Raw genomic sequence first — 17721 nt, 5'->3', positions numbered from 1 at the left:
CGGTGAACATTACGCCGTTGGCGGCCATCTGGTCGATGTGGCGGGTTTGGATATGCGAGTCTTTGTTGTAGGCGGAGACATCTCCATAGCCCATGTCGTCGGCGAGGATGAAAATGATGTTCGGCTTTTGCTGGGATGCTGACTTTGCTTGTTCTGCGGTTTGTGCAGACACATGCTGTCCAAGGCAGAAGGGAACGGATAATAATCCGAGATAGGTGAGGTTTTTCATGATATGATGTTTGGGGTTTGATTTTACTTGGTTATTATGTACAAAATTAGCTGTTAGATGGAAAGGGCTTTATTAGTTCTGTCTCAAAAGTTTGAGATATTGTTGCAAATGCAGAGTGGTTATTACGAATTTAAACAAGGGAAGAATTCTGTTAATGTATTATTCTTTTTCTGATCCCATAAAAAAGCATTCTTCCTTTTGGCTATTCCCTGCAATTCATCTATCTTTGCATTAGCCGAAGAGAAATGCGGCGTGTTGAAGCTATTTTTGACAAGGAGAAAACTGGTAATTTTATTTAAGTCAAGAAACAGAACTTCAATAAAGATGTTTCACGCAGACCATATAGGGTCGGGCGTGCAAGCGTATTTATTGGTTCTGTGGGTATACCAGTACCTCTCCTTGGATAAATATGAACTATACGTCCGACTTCTTTTTGTATAAGGGGGATGAGGGCGATTTTAATATTTAAAATCCGAAGAAGACATGAATACCCCGAAGGATGAAATGATAACAGAGGCCATCCGCTGCATGGTAGAACAGAGGAAACACGAGATATGGGAAGTGCTCTACCCATTAAGTATAAAATATGGTTTTACGCTCGACTCCGACTATGCCAGCATCAAGCTGGAACCTCCCTGTAAAGACTTTCCGGAAGAAAAATGCGGATGTAAATTACCGCTTGATTCCGTGTACAGTGCCTTTGTGAAAGGTGATTTTCTTTATGTGATGTGCCGTGGGAAAGTGTATTTTATCCTCGATCTGGAAAGTGGTTTGTGGAGGCTGTATTTGCCAATGCACCGACCTCCAAGGCTGAAAGTACTGTGGTGGAGGATTCAAGAGACGGTAAGGGATTTGGTGTGGTTGGTGAGGCATTGGAAGGACTGAAATAATTCACTACATAGTCACACCTCTTCTACTCGTGCCAACTCCCATCCGGAGAACTGCATCACGATGCAATGCAGCGTTGTCCCTTGGCACATCAACTGTACCTTAGGGCCTTCGGCATAGCGGTGAATTTGTGCTACGGCATCCTTCCACTGGGCTTCGCCTTTGGCGTCATAGTCCTTGGCAGGAAGATATTTTAACTCCAGAATGTAGCTGTGTTCCACTTCGGGATAGCGTTGTAGGTCAGGCATCAGGAACAAATCACAAAAGCCGTGGTTCAACTCTACTTCGGGCGCAGTAAGGTAATAGGAATTGATGCTGAGATAGGCTTGGAAGAAGCCCTGAATGTTACGCTCGCCTTCAATCAGACTGCGTACGGAGGAATTCTCTTTGTAATCGTAGGCAATCTTCTCCATGGCAGGACGCCAGTCACCGTCGAAGGCCATGTTATCGTACAGGTTCTTCAGGTCGTTCAGGCTGATGCGCTCCTTATTCTGATATTGCTCCAGCATATAATCGTAGTATTGTTTACGTACATTATTATTAGGGATGCCCAGAATGAGACGGTCGCCACGGGTACCGATGATGGTAAGCATACCGTAGTAGAACAGTAGGCTGGTGAACAGTTCCGGGTTAACCAGGTCCTTGGCGGGAAAGGAGAGGGCTAAGTCTGCTACAATCTGTCCTTCTTCCGCGATACGGCGGATGACGCCTTTACGGTCACCGTCCAGATGGTCGAGGTTGAGGAGTTTTTTCATCTTGCTGTAGTCCGTGCGGGTATTGGGATCAATCATCTGCTTGGGAGAGTATCCCAAGTCTATTTTCTGTCTCAGATAATAAAGCACCATGTCGCAGTTGAACATCTTCGGGTCACGGTTCAGGCTCTCTTTAGAGAAGCAATAATTGTCATACCACGGCTTTATCTCAGTTATCATTTCGTCGATGTCACCCTTTAGTTGTTCGCAATCCTTGTAATATTGGAACATCTGGCGTACATCCGTTTCGGAGAATCCCAGCATGGTGTTGAATTGCTGTTTGGTACTAATGTTCCAGCCAATATTAAAGCCGCTTGTCAGGTCGTCCAGTGTGACGGGGCTGACGCCCATCATAAGGATGCGGTCGGAAGTACCCTTGAACTTTTTGAAAGCATTACGGTAAAAAACGTCGGCATGGGTGAGGGTGTGATAAACGTTTTCGCTATGCTCGTTCAGTACCACATTAGTGAAGTTGTCGTACTCATCGACGATGAGATAGAGGGGATAATTGCGTAGGTGGGCTTCTCCCAGTATCACTTGCAGCTTGGCCTCGAAGGTGGGAGCTGCTTCGAACTGAGCTCGGATGTGGTCGGAATAGAAGTCATGGTATTTGTTCATGAAGATGTTCAGCTCTCCGGTGCAGTAAATCTGAAAATTCACTTCCAATTGTTCCCTGCTACCTCCTACCCGTGAGAAGTCGAACGACATGATTTGATACGTCCCCTGCAAACGGGTGGGGTGACTACCTATCCAAAGGTTGCCGAAAAGACGTTCGAAATCATTCTTCCGGGCAATGTCATAGTATGCACTCATCATGCTCAAGAAGATACTCTTGCCGAAACGCCGGGGACGGATGAGGAACAAGTTACTGGGCTGATCCTCCAACAAAGGCAGGTACATCGTCTTGTCCACATAATACTGGTTCTGTTCAATGACATCCACAAAGTTGGACACACCGTAAGGTATTCGTTTAACTCCTTCCATGTACATCATAATTGTCGGGATAAATGCAACAACACTACAAAGATAGGAAAAGTTCCTGGAAATCGGGGAGCGGGTATGCCGGATTTTTCCGGTCTTATAAAAGAATACGGGGTCAGGAGCTTTCCCTGTCTATCAGTAACTCTTTAGTTTTTCCTGTATATCGGCAGCTCTTTCCCCAACTTCGTATGAACCACCTCGAAATTGACAAAGCCATTCACGGACTCCGGTTCTAACAGCGTTACCGCAAGGTTCGCATTTTTCTGTGAAAGACGAATGATGAAACAACCTGCCGGGAAGCTCTTCTTTTCCTTTACCATCCGTGTAGATACTGTGACCGGATAAATCTTTTCCCATTCCTTAGTAGCTTTCTTGTATCCGGTAACCATATACTTCTCTACAGTGGCGGTGAAGGGTTTTCCTATCTCTTCTACCTCTATTCCTAAAGCCCGCAATTTTTCTGCTTGCATCTGGCAGGTATCCGGCAGAATATATGCTTTGGGACGTTTGCGTACTAACTCAGCTTTCAGTTGAAGCGCATCGAAAGTAGGCAGAGGCTCCGTAAAACGTTCGTTCTTAGCAAGGTCAATAAAAGTAACGGGAAGCTCTGTCCGTGCAGATTGAAAAGTGACGGATATATCACTCTTTCCGCTGCAAGTCTCTTTCGCTGCCTTTCGTATCCCACTTCTTACTTCTTTTGAATGAAGAGCCGCTGTTTCCAAAAGACTGCGGGATACCAGAAAACCACATTCTGCACGACGGGTAAAACACGCTCTTCCCAATCCTATTCCACGGATTTCTATGAATAGAGATACCGCATTGGTGAGTCCCTGAAACGTGGAACTAGATTGTGGACTCTTAGCATCTTTCATTGCATACAAACTATCATTCCTGACATTGGGTGTAAAGTAAAAGCCTGAATGAGAACCGTTAGCCTCCAATGCTTTCTCTGCTTCTTCACGGAATAAGCCGTTGGAAAGTGTACGTATTCCGGCAGGGATATTCAAATGCCCGCTGGGTAGGAAAAGGACATCGGCGGCCGTAGCTGCTTTAGTACCCCGCAGCAATTCAAACTCCTTGCGGAAAGGATTGAATTCGTGGATGTCCAGCGCTATTTCGGGGTTCCATTTCTTGTACGCTTTTTTAAGAAGAAGAGTCACCGGATCGGCAAGTTTACTTTGATCCCGGTTCAAATCATAGCCATTGCCCGATTTACGGCTTTGCATGGCATAACCATCCGTATTGGCTACAGGTACAAGCGCAAGAGACACCTTTTTCAACAGTTCGGCACCTTCGGGTGTATTCAGTAAATAATCGACAAGCATACAGGTTGCTTCCGGCCCGGCAGGTTCGTTGCCGTGCAGTCCTGCTTGTATCCAGACTCTTATTTTCTTTTTCTCGTTGGGAGTTCCGAAATAGAGTACGGGGATATCCCTGCCCTGTGGAGTCTTTCCTATATCGGACAGCGTAACCTTATCGGGATGCCTGTCGGCTAAATCCTTCAAATACCTGTTTATCTCGAACAAGGAAGCCAGACCTTCTTCAAGCGGTTTGCCGAGGGTGGGAGTGGAATATTGCTGCTCTGGTTCGGGATAGAAACGGCGGGCTACCTCTTCCGGTTGTACCGTGGGCTGGATATTCCAGAGAGAAGGGTTGCTGAATACGGTTTCTTGTGCAATGCGTTGCAGATAGAGTGCTTCCTCTTCGGGTAGTCCGGCATAATAAGTACCTGTATAGGGTTTCTGAAAAAATACGCTACAGAATACATTGGCGACAAGATAAGAACCCTGTCGGGAAGGGTGGCTGTGATCGTTATTGTAAAGCGTGATGCTTGGATTTTCCGTGCGGACACGCTTCCAGGCTATGCCGACGGGGGCACACCAAGCATTCAGTTGTGCGGTCATCTCCAAATAACTTTCAGCCAGTCGTTGCTGCATTTCGGCATACGTGTCGATGTCGTGTCCCCAGGTCATGTAGAAGACGGTTTTTCCTTTCGGATTGTAGAGGCGGCGCAGGCTGTCGAGGGAATGGGCAGGCTTGTACACATTTTCCCGCACCCATTCCTTTTCGCGGGCAGGCGCTTTACTTTGGTCTTGCAGGATGACGAAATCCCAGTTTCCTTCACGAATGGCATCCAGGGTTTCAGGGTTGGCGGCATGTTTCTTCAATGTCCAGCCGCCGTGTTCCACTAATTTTACAGAAAGCTTGTGACCGGTGGAGGCGGCAAGGGCCTGCACTTGTCGGACTAAACGGTTGTATTGTGTGTAACTGTTACCTATGAACAGCGCACGGAGAGAGTCTCCCAACATGACAGGAACGGCACGTCTGCCCATTCCGGTGGAGTGGTGTCCGATGCCTTGTTCTTCTATTTTCTGCCAGTTGCAAGGCCAGTTGTGTTCGGCTGCTATCCGGTGGAGGTATTGGTAGAACTGATTGCCGCGCTCGTAACGGTTGCATCCCTGTGCTTCGGCTTCGGGAGTCTTCCTTAAATATGATTCACGGATGGTATCTCCCGTAGCCAGTTGGAGGATAATCGGTTTGGCAAGATACTTCCTGATTGTTTCGGGGGTGACATACGGAATGTTGCGTACTCCGTAGGGAAAATCTTGCGAAGCATCGGGGAAAGTGTACCATCCCGGACTGCCGATAACAGCTTTCTCCACATACGGGCTGTCATGGAAAAGCATGAAACGCTGCACAAACTGCCCTCCGGCTGAGTGACCGTAAATCATATATCCTTTCCGTTCACTACCTGAAGATTGGCGGACGTACTCGAAGATTTTATCAACCAGTGCCGGAGTTCGCTTTTCAGCCGGACGTATCGTATGATCCTTGTCGTCCATGACACCGATTTCCTGATAATCGGGTAAAGGAAACCTTTCCAAATCGAAGTGAGGAATGAAGACCATGAATTTATGCTTCTCTGCCTCCTGCTTCCAGGCTTTGAGTAGATAAGTGTAACCGCGGTCGGCACCTTCGAAGACAAAAACAATGGGCATACGGCGCACATCGCCCGAAGCCGGAATGTAGTAGTGCACATCTACCGGACGGTCGGCAAAGGGGGGATAGTCTTTGTAGGTGAACTTGCCCTCACCTACAGGAAGCACGGAGGCGGCACGGAGTCCGGTGCCCAGAAAGACAATAGCAAGAAGTAGAATTAATCTTTTCATTCTTCATACCTCCCTTTTTTAATGACTTCCTTGTCTTTTAGGACGAGTTTGCCGCATGCTATGACGTGCGTCAGTTGAAGTTCGGAATCAAGAAAACAAAGGTCGGCATCGAAACCGGCGGCTATTCTGCCTTTGGTGCGCAGTTTGAGGTTGCGTGCCGGATTGCTGGTGATAAGGGTCAGCGCCTGTTCCAGAGGCAGAAGGCCTTCTTTTACGAGCAATGTCATCTCCTGCAAGTTGAGGTGCAGGGGAGCGGGTCGATAGGTCGTTTCTCCTGTTTCGGGATTGGTGCGGCGCACTCCGCCACGGCCGTCACTGGAGAAGGTGATGCGGTCGAGGGGCACGTGGGCTTCGAGGGCTTTCATGACGCAGCGGTGGGGAGCGTCGAATTTGGTTCCTCCGGTGGAGAAATCTACCATACCACCCATGCAGGCAAATTCTACGGCTTGCCGGAATAAGGCTTCCGTGCGTATCAAGTGGGTGGGCGAGAGGTAGGAAATCAGCGTGGGATACTTGCGGGCGATATCCAGCAACGGGGCGATACCGTCGGGCAAGGCTCCCAGATGAATATGCAGGATACCTCCTTTGCCGGAAGTGAAACCGCCGAGGCGTACCTGGTTGATGAGGCGCAGTATCTCCAGTTCGGTGGGGAAAGCGCTGCGGTCGTCACTCATGGCGAGTTTGCAACCGATCACTTTGTCGATGAAGATGAGATCGTCGGCTACGCAGGACATCAGTGTTTTGGGAGGCAATCCGTAGAAACTGGTAAGCATGTAGGCACTGAGGCCATCGTCTTCCAGGGCTTTGGTTTTGGCGTAAAGGGTGGTCAGTTCTTTTACGAAACCGTCCGTGCCGAGTAGCCCTACCACGGTGGTGGTTCCACAAGCCACTAGTTCGCTCATGGAGACGTCGGGGACTAAGGAAGCATAGCCGGTTTGTCCGCCGCCACCGGTGATGTGGACGTGCTGGTCGATAAAGCCGGGGGTGACGGCACACCCGCCGGCGTCTATGGTATTCAACGGAATACCGGTCAATTCTATCTTCCGGTCTATGAGGGCTATTTTGTCATCTGCCAGTAGAACGTCGTTCATGCCGAGATGCTCCGGAGAGTATAAGTTTGCATTTTTAATGAGTGTGAACATGATTCGGAGTTGTTTTATAGTGTTATGAAATGATAAGCTATCAGGAACAGGATGCTGCCTATAAGGGGCAGGGTGTTTCTCTTTGCCAGTTCAATGGGCGATACACCCGCCACACCGGCAATGGCGACAATGATTCCCGCTATGGGAGATGCGGCACGCCCCATGCTGGCGGATAACTGCAAGGGAAGCACGAGAGAATAGGCAGGCATACCCAACTGTCCGGCAATTCCGGGCAGCAACGGGCCGAACGAGAAGAAAGCCGCGTTTCCGCTTCCCATCAGCATGGCCGCACAGAAGATTATCAGGGCGAAGACTGCTGCGATGGCAATGCCGGAAAGTCCTATATGCGTGGAGTAATCTACCAGTGAGTCGATGAAGCCGAGGCTAATCAGTCCTTTGGAGAATATCTCGGAGGCAACAATCAGTGTCACGACACTTCCGAAGACATTTCCCATCCCTTTCCAGAAGCTGGAGAAGGCGTCAAAGGTTTTCCGTATATTGCGTGTGTGGCAACCTACGAATACGAGTGAGACAAAGAGGGAAAATAGCATGGCGGTCGTTGTATTGAGCGTTATGGGAGGCTGGAACAGACCCACATAGGGCGAAAATACAATGAGAAGCGCAAGCGGAAGTATGGGAAGCATGGCGAATATCAATGGAATATCCGGTTTGGCAGAGGTCTGCGGGACTTCTGCTGTTTCGCTATTTTCCGTACTCTGCCTGGCGGCTTCTTTTTTATCGAAATACCTATTGTTGAAGTAAAACAGGGTCATGACTACCAAGGTGGTAGGGATAACCAATGGGAGTTGGTGGGTAATGAAATAAGCTACGTTGGTCTGGTCAATAAGTTCGGCGGCAAGGGCTGTATTTGCCGAGCCGGGGCCCTGGTCGAACAGCGTTGCGGCGGCAATGACGGATAATGCGGTGAGGCGGCTTACTCCCAATCCGATGAGGACGGGGTAAACGGAAGCGACAAGCAAGAGTCCTAATCCGGCTGCCGAGGGGGTAGTGATAAAGAGCAACTGGCCGATGGGAATGGTGACGGTAGCTGCCAGATAGGGATAACGGCGAAAGAAACCCAACGGTTTCATGGAGATGTGCACCAGGGCATTGGTGGCTTTTATGTGATTCATAAAGGCTACATAGCCGCCGATGGTCATAATCATCAGTCCTGCGCGGGACAGGTTGCCGATGAATGTTTCTTCCACCACTTTCACCAAATCGAAAACAACGCTGCCGGTGGATTTATCCGGAATGATGGGTTGGACATTGAGAATGAGGGCGAATGTCAACATCACAAGTCCGGCCAGCATCAAAACTCCTTGCGGGTTCAGTTTCCGGTAGAGGTAAATAGCGGTGACGGTGGTCACCAATATACAGAGGAGGAAGGCTACGACTGACATAATCTGGTTGGTTCTGGGTTATAAATTGTTTTTTGGGGGATTGATTTTTCTTGGGGATAAGGAGGAGGATGAATCAAATGATAATTTAGGGGCGCATAACGCAAAGTTAAAAACGTAAAGAATTAAGAGAAATGCCATATGTTCTGCTTTCTAAGTAATACATGCTCTATAGACTATTCTGAAGGGGGTAGGAGACTTGTGCTAAATGTCACTGATACTTGTGCTAAGTATCGGGCATACTTGTGCTAAGTGTCAGGGATACTTGTGCTAAGTGTCAACGACACTCATTTAGGTCTTCTCCCGTTTGTATCAGATGTCCGAATTTATTTAATTCTTATCGAATGCAAGCTATGGCAACTCTTTTAATTCATGGCGGCAGCCCGCTAAATTATCATTTCGTTCATTTCCGTACCATTCTTCTATAAGTACCCCGGATTATTCTCCAACTGGCGACCTGTATTGGAATCAATGAACTCTTGCGGAATCGGGAACAACACAGGCGTATCATACGAATTCATGCCTCGTGCCTCGCGTCCTGCAATCTCATTCAACTGCCGCATACGACGTTTGAAGTAATTGTTCACATCACGTTCATCTCCACCTTTCTCCTGACTTACGCGAATCAGGGTGTGGCGGCGTTCTTCTTCGGAAAGAAGTTCACGGCTACGTTCGTCCAGAATGAAATCTACGCCTCCTGCGGTGAGTTCAGCTTCTGTGATGCTGACTGCATTGGAACGATTGCGCACCTTATTAATCCATTTGATGGCTTCACCTGCCTGGTTGTTTTTCAGCAAGGCTTCCGCATAAAGCAAGTACGTGTCGGCGAGGCGGAGATAAACAATATCCTGATAACATCCATCCTTGTCACCATTTGCCAGTAACGGTGCCACGTAATCCCATTTGCGGGTAGTGGGCCAGTTATACTTCTTGATGGTTGTCTTATTATCATCCAGCATAGCGGCGGTTACAGTGGTGTCTACCACCATCTTACCGTTGTTAAGGAATTCCGTAATCTTGCCGTCGGCACCCTTCTCGTTAATAGTCCATACCACTGCATAATCGGATACACGGTCGTCCTGAGTTCCCTGATCTTTATAGTTGTAGAGACGGAAAGCACCCCTTGAAGGCACGCAACGTCCGGCACCTTTACCACCGTTGTTTATCCAGAACACCTGAGGCCAAGTGGCTGCACCGCTTGTATAGTCGGGATCGTACTTGTTGCTCTTGTTGATGACGCCGTCGTTGGAGTAATAGTTCTTATATGTACTCTTCATATAAACCTCGGCTGTACCGAAAGCACTGTTTTCCGGTTCCGTGTTGACAAAAGCGTATAAAACCTCCGTGTTTCCGTCCGCATACATCGGTGTGCGGAATACGTCGATGAACGGACAGCCCGGATTGGCGGAGTTCTTGCCGAAACGGTTGGTTATCAAACTGTATTCGGAACCTTCTGCCAGTGGCTTCAAAACTTCGACTGCCTTGGAGGGCTGGTCCATTGCCAGATATAGTTCACCCAGATAATGGCGTGCCATGGCTCCTGAAATCTTGCTGTTGCTTTCTTCACGCAACGGTAAATTGTTCATGGCGAAAGCAAAGTCCTGTTCCATGACTTCACGGATGGATTCTACGGAGTTGCGCTCCCAGTCGTTACGGTAGTTCATACCTGTAATTTCTTCGGTGGACAAAGGTACGGCACCGAATGAATACGTCAGATGGCGGTAAGCCCATGCGCGGAAGAAGCGGGCCTGTGCGATGATTTTATTCTTGTGGGCGGCAGCTTCGGTTTCGGTTCCTTTCCAGTCGATGCCACTGCCTTCGGCACGTGAAATCACCATGTTTGCCGTGTTGATGATGCGGTAACACCATTGGAAGATGTTTTGGAATATCTGCAAGTCCGTCTGGTTGATTTGCGACGGATAGTACATGTATTTAAAGTCGCTGTGTGAGTTATTACTCCATGAATTGTCCACACCGCAACCCCATGCAGAGTGCAGAACGAGCGGCAGACCGCCACCGAGTGCATCGGCACGGCGGTATTCGTTACGCATCATTCCGTAGAGGCTGGTTACCATGGATTGGAACCCGCTGTAATCTACTAACAGATTTTCAGGGTAGAGTGAAGCACGCGGATCTTCTTCCAGGAAGCTGGATTCATTGCATCCGGTCATGCAGAGCACGAGTAGTGCTATCAGTGTATATTTTAGCTTTTTCATACTGTTTCTCTTTGTTTTAGCGGTTTATAAATCAAGTTTCAGACCGAATGTGAATGAACGTACCTGCGGAGTGGACTGTTGGTCGCTGATAAATTCCGGGTCGAGGCCGGTCCAGCTTGTCCAGGTTGCCAGGTTCTTGATGTTCATATATACTTCGAGGCGGTTCAGGGAAATCTTCTTTAACCAACGCTGGGGAACACGGTAGGCCAGCGTGACATCCTGCACACGGAGGAAGTCGGTCTTTTCGTAGAAACCTGCGCTCATCGGGTTTACAGAAGTATCCAGTGAGTTCTTCGGGTACTTGTTGGTAGGGTTCTCCGGTGTCCAGAAGTCTACCATGAGGCGGTTCTGGCGATAGGAGTTGTGAGATACGTCGTAAAGCCAGTTATTGGCTGTCTGTCCCAGTTGGGCATTGAGGAATACGCTCAGACTGACATTCTTGTAGCGGAAAGTATTCGTCATACCCATTGTTACTTTAGGAATTGCCGAGCCGATGATTTCCTTGTCTGCCGGGGTGATGTCGTTCACACCGTCCTTGTCATGGTACTTCATATATCCGGGGATGGAGTAGCGATAGTTCGGGTCTTGCTGTCCGTTCGGATTGGACGGATCGGTGATCTGCCAGATACCGATGAAGCGGTAGTCGTAGTTCACGCTGATGGGCTGACCGATGAACCATCTGGAACCAATGTCATCCATGGGGTTGCCGTTGGCATCGTAGAGACCTACATTCACGATCTTTGTTTTGTAGTGAGATAGGTTGAAGGTAGTGGACCAGTCGAAATCTTTCTTGGCAATGTTGTTGGAAGTAATCTGCAACTCTAAACCGCGGTTCTTGGTCTCACCGATATTCTCGGTAATGTTTCCCGTACCGTTGATGGTGGGGATGGAGCGGTTCAGCAACAGGTCGCTTGTCTTCGACCAGTACATGTCGAATGTTCCCTGGATACGTCCGTTCCACAGTTGGAAGTCGATACCGGTATTGATGGATTGTGTAGTTTCCCATCCCAGCGAAGGAGAAGCCAGCTTGGAAGGATAGAAACCGTAGTTTGGGGTATGGTCATCTTTCAGATAATTGAAGGTGGAAAGGTCAGGCAATGTAGTGTAGGCGCCTACCGCTTCGTTACCGTTCTTACCCCATGACAGGCGGTATTTCAGGTTGCTCACCACTTTAGCCAATGGGCTTGCCTGGAAGAAATGTTCATTGGAAATGTTCCAGCCGATAGCCATGGAAGGGAATACACCGAACTTGGATTGGTTGCCGAATGCGGAGTAACCGTCACGGCGTGCAGTCAGTGTCAACAAGTAACGGCTGTCGTATGAGTAGTTCAGACGTGCCATCTGAGAGATGTGGTTTTGCTTGGTATAGCTGGAACTGCCGGACATGGTGGCGGCTTTGGAAATCTGGTAATAGTACATCACGTCGTTCGGAAAGTCTTTGCCTTCCATTCCGTTGCCTTCTTTCTCGTAGCTTTGTGCAGAATACAGACCGGTGAAGAAGATGCGGTGCTTGCCGAATTCACGGGTATAAGTGATGATGTTTTCCAGAATCCACTCTTGTGAATGCCAGTCGTCGGTGTTCAGAATACCGTTGGAGCGTGCGCCGTAGTAAGTATCCATTCCCTGGTACTGTTTCCAGCTACTGTTCTGGTACGTATAGCCGGTATTGAGCTTATAGCTGAGTCCGGGGACGAACGGCAACTTTATTTCTACCACGTTGTTGGTGATGACTTTAGAGCGTATGTCGTTGCTCTTGTTGTTGAGGCTACTTAAAGGGTTTACAGAGAAAGCTTCGCTGGAATCTTCCCAGGCGGCGGAACGGATGTTGCCTTCTTCGTCATAAGCTTCTGCCAGGGGATTCATGCGGAATGCTCTGGAGAAAGAAGCACTGCTGCCACTTCGGTCGTAGCGTCCCAACTGGGTGCTGGTAGAGAACTTAAACCAGGAAGTGAACTCCTGATCAAGGTTGAAACGGATGTTGTAGCGTTTGAATTGGTTGCCTATGGCAGTACCTTTCACATCGGTATAGTTCAGTGAGACAAAATAGTTGGTCTTATTGACGCCACCACGGAAAGAGATATTGTGCTGCTGCTTGAAACCGGTGCGAGTTGCCAGGTCCAGCCAGTCGGTATCCATGCCGGCTTCGTGCATACGCAATTCTGTAGCGGTCATAGATCCCATCCACGGTTCGGGATTGCTTTCAGTGGGCGGGGTGGTGTTGGCATCTTTCAATGCTTCCGTCTTATACTTCCAGAATTCTGCTCCATTCATGAGGTTGGGGAAGTTGATGGGATTGTCAATGGTGATGTAGGTGTCGTAGGATACGGTCAGTTTGCCTTTTTCACCTCTCTTGGAGCTGATGAGGATGACACCGTTCGAACCGCGTGCACCGTAGATGGCAGCCGAAGAAGCATCTTTCAATACTTCAATGGATTCGATGTCGTTCGGATTGATTTCGGACCAGGGACCATCAAAGGGGATACCGTCCAGAATAACCAGTGGTTTGTTGTCTGCCGTGATGGAGTTCTCGCCGCGGATACGGGTCTTGGTGGAAGAGCCTTCCGCATTGGTTCCGGTCACTGAGATATTCAGGCCCGGTACAGCACCTTGCAAAGATTGGATGATGTTGGTCTGCGGGCGATTCTCCAGTGTTTTGGTATTTACGGAAGCAACTGCACCTGTCATATCCGACTTGCGCTGCACACCATAACCTACCACTACTACCTCATCCAGCATCTTAGTGTCTTCCTTCAGGATAATGCTGACGGGTTTCGTGCCGTTGACTTTCACATCCTGGTTCAGATAGCCGATAAAAGAGATTTCAAGAGTGGCGCCATTCTGTATATTCGCCAATGAAAAGTCTCCTTCTACATTGGTGACACTTCCTGTACCAGTGCCTTTTACAATGACATTAGCTCCGATGATGGGTTCTCCCTTTTCATCTTTCACGTTTCCGGTAACAGTGACTTGCTGTTGTGCAAATGCATTTACCGAAATGAACAGTAACAAAGCGCAGCAGGCAAGAATGAGTCTGCATGAGCGTTTTTCTTTTCTTTTGTTCTTCATGATTCGTTTAATAGTTAACATAAGTTTTTAGTTTGGATCTCTGTGGCAAAGGTATGCGCAATAAGGGTTGCTTACTCTGCGAGGTAAACAGGCGAAGTAAACTGTTAAAACTGATAAGTGTTTGATTATTAGTGTTGTTTTCTGAAAATGAGAGGCTCGGAAGTAAACTCTTTAAGTGGAATCGGTAGTAGAGAGCAGGGCTTACGCTTTGTATTTTCCGAGCTTTTTCACTGCATTTATAAAATCTTCTTTCGGGATAATGGATTTATTCCGGGTGCGGAGCCGGTTGTTATAAACCGTTTGTGCGGAACAATGGAGGAAGTCCGCTATCTTCACGCTGTCTGTGATGCCGAGTCTTATCAAGGCATGTATGCGCAGTTCGGTATTAAGTAGTTCGCCTTCTTTCAGTTCGATGCGCTCTTCGGGTAGCAGTAAGGCGTTGAAGTCACCTACAAAATCGGGATAGAGATGCAGGAAGATGGTATCGAAATTCTGGTAGAACTCTTTCAGTTCGTTGGAGGCTGTTGCGGAAGAGTCCGTCATTGCTTTTACATCTTCTATCTGGCCTACTTTCAGTTTCCGGTTGATGTTCTTGCGAAACTCTTCCAGCTTGCTGATATAGGTGGAGCAGATGTTGAATACATAGCCGATATATTCTTCTTTTACGTAATTAGATTCCCGCAACTGGTCGTTGACTTCCTGTAATTGCGTATTCAAGTCTTTCAGTTGCATGTTTACTTCTTCCAGACGTTGATGTGCTGTAGAGAGGGCATCCATATTGACGGACAGCTTCTGGTTTGTACTGTCTAACTTCAAGTTGGCTTCTTTTAGCCGGCGCATTTGCTTGCGGATGAACAGGAAGGCGCCGATCAGTACGAGGAATAAGAAACTGACGGCAATCAGGGAGGCTTGAAGGCGCTTTTGCTGTGTGCGGCTCTGTTCCTGGTACGCTTTGTAGATTTGGTTTTGCAAATGAGACATTTTGACTATTCGTACCCGGTTGTGGAAAAGCATGGCTTTTTGAGAACAATAGAGGATGTAGTTATAGGCGCGGTCTATTTCTCCATGCTTAAATAGGTATTCCGCTATTTCCTGCAAAGAGCCGATATCTCCGTTGACAGACCGGATGTCTGCCATAGCCGAAAGAATGAGGTTCTCCAGATATTTGCTCTCGTTGTTTTCGCTCCGGTAAATGGCGGAGAGATTATAGGTAGCTATGGAATACTTGCGGCTGTCGTTAGACAATGTTTGCTTGTTTTCCTCAAATGCCTGTTTGACGGGCTCTATTTCCGGGGTTCCCAGGTAGAGCCATGCCCGGCAATTCCAGTAGCGCAATTCGTCGGGAGTGGCTGTGAGGTATACCGAGTCTCGGAAAGCCTTTTGGAGATTATTGTAATGTTCCGACAGTTGGGAGTTCTCACTGGAGTAATCTCGCAGGCGGGAATAGAGTGTACATAACCTGCCAAAATACTCGGAACGGAGATTTTGGGGTAATTCTTCCGGTTGAATGTCACTGACGGCTTTCAAGGCTTCGGTCAGTAGTCCGGAGGAGGTGAGGACAAATGATTGTTCGAGCAAAGAGACCACTTCCCAGGTACGGTTGTCGGTCTGTTGTGCCAGTTGTATGTTCTTGTTGATGTAATGCAGGGCGGAATCCGCATCATAAACCCGATACTCCAAATAGACCATTCTATTCATGGCATAGAGTTCCTTTACATCTTTGACCCGGCTATACTGCATTTTCAGTTGCTTGATGCGCTCCTCTTTTACTCTGACAAATAGATCCTGCTGTTCCAGCAGGCTATCTAAAGAGTGAAGCAATTTCCTGTTTTCTTCTAATGCATGTTTAGAAGTGTCTGCACAGACGTAGGTAGGAAAAAGAAGGCATACAATGAGTATAAAGAGGCCGCTTTTCATGGCGCTACAATCCTAAAACGTCCGTTTGTCTTGGCTGATTGTCGTATTGTCCGCTGATTCCTTGGATTTCTTTAGGGTTCAACTCCAATCCTTTCTTCATATCTTCTGCAGAGCCTGCCGTGTCACCATTTAGCAACTTGGCGCGACCGCGTTCATGATAGGCTTGTGCGAAATTAGGGTTCAGTTCGATGGCTTCGTCAAAGAGTGCGATAGCTTCGGGATACTTCTTCTGGACGATATAAAGTTGTCCCAGGCAAAGAAAAGCCTGTTCGTTGAATGGATTCAATTCTGTTACATAGCGATAATCGGTTTCGGCTTCTTCCTGCTGTCCTGCTGCTTCTTTCACTTTACCGCGGAGTAGTAATGCAGCTTCTTCATCGGGATCTTGGGAGAGTATAGCGTCGATATCTTCGGTAGCTTCCTTGTATTGCTGCATCTTGATTAAGGCTTCGGCACGCAGCAGGCGGGCTTCGGTGAAGTCGTCTTTCAGTACAATGGCTTTGGTGAGATGGGCAATGCTCATGATACCGTCGTCCATACCTTGCTTGGCTCTACCCAGAAGATAGTGTGCCATGGCATTTCCTTCTTCTATTTCAATAGCTTTTTGTGCGGCGTCTGCCATTGCCTGATAGTCTTCTTGCAGGTAGCATACGTTGGCAAGGGTGAGGAAAGTGGAGGTGTGGTCCGGTTCCTGTTTTGCCATGCGTTCCAGCAGTTCATGCGCTTCGCTGAGGGCATTGGTTTGAATGTAAACCTGGCTCAGATAGCTCATGGTTTCAAAGTCTTCCTGAAGGGCGAGGGCTTCCGTGAAGCATTTGATTGCATAATCGGGACGCCCCATGCGTTGTGCACGCATGCCGTCATACTTGAATATCTCGAAGTTCTTTTGATCGTTTTTCTGTTTCTCAGTTTCCGGTTTCTCTTGTTTGCCGGAGAAGAAAGATTTAAAGAATCCCATAATCTGTATTTCTTAGGTGTTTTGTTTTTATTCTTTTTGCAAACTTACATAAAAATCTTGTTTCCATACCAAGAACTCCGTCTAAAAAGAAAAAACATCCGTGTTATTATTGATGGTATCATTTAAAATTTGTTCTTTTGCGACACATTTACCAATTATATTAATTAATCATCATTTCTAAATTAAAAACACAAGAATGAAAAAGATTTTCATGAAGTGGGCCTTCTTTATGTTATGTATGGCCGTGACAATGCCTGCAATGGCTCAGTTTAATGTAAAAGCACTGAAAGGTGCGGCTAAAGCTGTTAAAGCTGTTACTCTGACTGACGCTCAGATGGCAGAATATGTAAAAGAGTATATCGACTGGATGGATAAACACAATCAGGTATGTGCCGACGATAATGAGTATACAATTCGTCTGAAAAAGCTGACTGAAGGCTTGACGGATGTAGAGGGAATTCCTTTGAACTTCAAAGTTTATTATGTGATAGATGTCAATGCATTTGCTTGTGCTGACGGTAGTGTGCGCATTTTCTCGTCTTTGATGGATATCATGACGGATGATGAATTGCTGGGTGTAATCGGACATGAAGTAGGTCACGTGGCACACAAGGACTCTAAGAATGGGTTTCGTACGGCATTGCTGACTTCAGCTTTGAAGGATGGTATTTCTTCACAAGGTGGTACGGCAGCTAAGTTGTCTGATTCTCAGTTGGGTGATCTGGGTGAGGCTCTGGTAAACTCTACATATTCACAGAAGCAGGAGAGAAGTGCTGATGACTATGGATATGAATTCCTGAAAAGTCATGGTAAGAATCCCTGGGCAATGGCTTTATCTTTCCAAAAGCTGAAGAAATTGCAGGAAGAAGCCGGTGCGCAGAAAAGTAGTAAGCTGAATCAATTGTTCTCTACTCATCCTGATTTGGATGCCCGTATCCAACGTATGGAAGAACGTGCAACCAGTGAAGGTATTGAGAAACCGGCGGTAGCGGAATAATATTT

General features: G+C 47.6%; 11 protein-coding genes. 2 read left to right on the top strand and 9 right to left on the bottom strand.

Going from position 1 to position 17721, the window contains the following annotated elements; genetic code table 11:
• The coding region (locus DWW10_RS26390) for a sulfatase-like hydrolase/transferase (protein ID WP_259320444.1) at nt 1–229 on the bottom strand (229 nt) is incomplete at its 3' end.
• A gap of 483 nt (nt 230–712) precedes the next feature.
• Here DWW10_RS26390 and DWW10_RS08630 point away from each other — a divergent pair.
• Complete coding sequence (locus DWW10_RS08630) at nt 713–1114, top strand: hypothetical protein (RefSeq protein ID WP_259320443.1); 402 nt, start codon at nt 713–715, stop codon at nt 1112–1114.
• Nucleotides 1115–1131: 17 nt separating this feature from the next.
• Here the strand turns inward: DWW10_RS08630 and DWW10_RS08625 are convergent, their stop codons facing one another.
• The 8 genes from DWW10_RS08625 to DWW10_RS08590 form a co-directional block, all read right to left on the bottom strand.
• Nucleotides 1132–2853, bottom strand: a complete 1722-nt coding sequence (locus DWW10_RS08625) for an ATP-binding protein (RefSeq protein ID WP_182021371.1) — start codon at nt 2851–2853, stop codon at nt 1132–1134.
• 143 nt (nt 2854–2996) lie between these two features.
• The gene (locus DWW10_RS08620) at nt 2997–6020 is read right to left on the bottom strand and encodes a M14 family zinc carboxypeptidase (RefSeq protein WP_118421189.1); all 3024 of its coding nucleotides are present in this window, start codon (nt 6018–6020) and stop codon (nt 2997–2999) included.
• Entirely contained in the window at nt 6017–7162 is a 1146-nt protein-coding gene (gene iadA / locus DWW10_RS08615) for a beta-aspartyl-peptidase (protein ID WP_022394212.1), read from the bottom strand. Before iadA ends, DWW10_RS08620 begins: the two co-directional genes overlap by 4 nt.
• Before the next feature lie 14 nt (nt 7163–7176).
• A complete protein-coding gene (gene dcuC / locus DWW10_RS08610) occupies nt 7177–8565 on the bottom strand; it encodes a C4-dicarboxylate transporter DcuC (protein ID WP_022394211.1) in 1389 nt (462 codons plus the stop codon).
• Between the two features lie 419 nt (nt 8566–8984).
• Nucleotides 8985–10778, bottom strand: coding sequence for a RagB/SusD family nutrient uptake outer membrane protein (locus tag DWW10_RS08605; protein ID WP_022394210.1), 1794 nt, complete (start codon nt 10776–10778; stop codon nt 8985–8987).
• A 24-nt stretch (nt 10779–10802) separates the two neighbouring features.
• Nucleotides 10803–13844, bottom strand: coding sequence for a SusC/RagA family TonB-linked outer membrane protein (locus DWW10_RS08600; protein WP_259320442.1), 3042 nt, complete (start codon nt 13842–13844; stop codon nt 10803–10805).
• A gap of 201 nt (nt 13845–14045) precedes the next feature.
• Complete coding sequence (locus DWW10_RS08595) at nt 14046–15761, bottom strand: DUF6377 domain-containing protein (protein WP_022394207.1); 1716 nt, start codon at nt 15759–15761, stop codon at nt 14046–14048.
• Between the two features lie 4 nt (nt 15762–15765).
• Nucleotides 15766–16722, bottom strand: a complete 957-nt coding sequence (locus DWW10_RS08590; protein WP_181991735.1) for a tetratricopeptide repeat protein — start codon at nt 16720–16722, stop codon at nt 15766–15768.
• A gap of 193 nt (nt 16723–16915) precedes the next feature.
• Between DWW10_RS08590 and DWW10_RS08585 the strand changes: the two genes are divergently transcribed.
• Complete coding sequence (locus DWW10_RS08585) at nt 16916–17716, top strand: M48 family metallopeptidase (protein ID WP_022394205.1); 801 nt, start codon at nt 16916–16918, stop codon at nt 17714–17716.
• Nucleotides 17717–17721 lie beyond the last annotated feature (5 nt).

It is taken from the genome of Bacteroides intestinalis, from assembly GCF_003464595.1.
GTDB classification, from domain to species: Bacteria; Bacteroidota; Bacteroidia; order Bacteroidales; family Bacteroidaceae; genus Bacteroides; species Bacteroides intestinalis_A.
Note: the sequence above shows the minus strand (reverse complement) of the source record. Positions and strands in the feature narration are given on the sequence as shown.

Bases quoted from the DNA above. Each gene is read 5' to 3' on its own strand.
- DWW10_RS08630 (WP_259320443.1), top strand. From the start codon at position 713: ATGAATACCCCGAAGGATGAAATGATAACAGAGGCCATCCGCTGCATG.
- DWW10_RS08625 (WP_182021371.1), bottom strand. From the start codon at position 2,853: ATGGAAGGAGTTAAACGAATACCTTACGGTGTGTCCAACTTTGTGGAT.
- DWW10_RS08620 (WP_118421189.1), bottom strand. From the start codon at position 6,020: ATGAAAAGATTAATTCTACTTCTTGCTATTGTCTTTCTGGGCACCGGA.
- iadA (WP_022394212.1), bottom strand. From the start codon at position 7,162: ATGTTCACACTCATTAAAAATGCAAACTTATACTCTCCGGAGCATCTC.
- dcuC (WP_022394211.1), bottom strand. From the start codon at position 8,565: ATGTCAGTCGTAGCCTTCCTCCTCTGTATATTGGTGACCACCGTCACC.
- DWW10_RS08605 (WP_022394210.1), bottom strand. From the start codon at position 10,778: ATGAAAAAGCTAAAATATACACTGATAGCACTACTCGTGCTCTGCATG.
- DWW10_RS08600 (WP_259320442.1), bottom strand. From the start codon at position 13,844: ATGAAGAACAAAAGAAAAGAAAAACGCTCATGCAGACTCATTCTTGCC.
- DWW10_RS08595 (WP_022394207.1), bottom strand. From the start codon at position 15,761: ATGAAAAGCGGCCTCTTTATACTCATTGTATGCCTTCTTTTTCCTACC.
- DWW10_RS08585 (WP_022394205.1), top strand. From the start codon at position 16,916: ATGAAAAAGATTTTCATGAAGTGGGCCTTCTTTATGTTATGTATGGCC.